Genomic DNA, 252 nt, shown 5'->3' on the forward strand with positions numbered 1-252 from the left:
GAACAAGATCCATCCGGGCGAAGCCATGGACAAAAACCTGTATGACCTGCCGCCAGAAGAAGCGAAAGAGATCCCACAGGTTGCAGGCTCTCTGGAAGAAGCACTGAACGAACTGGATCTGGACCGCGAGTTCCTGAAAGCCGGTGGCGTGTTCACTGACGAAGCAATTGATGCGTACATCGCTCTGCGTCGCGAAGAAGATGACCGCGTGCGTATGACTCCGCATCCGGTAGAGTTTGAGCTGTACTACAG

The 252-nt window shown here is 54.4% G+C and carries 1 pseudogene; it reads left to right on the top strand.

Features of this window, described 5'->3' with window-relative positions:
• Positions 1–252 (top strand): annotated as a pseudogene (glnA, locus tag V5P19_RS24090) (glutamine synthetase); the annotation flags it as partial.

The sequence above is a fragment of the Enterobacter sp. UNJFSC 003 genome (assembly GCF_036903355.1).
Lineage (GTDB): Bacteria > Pseudomonadota > Gammaproteobacteria > Enterobacterales > Enterobacteriaceae > Enterobacter.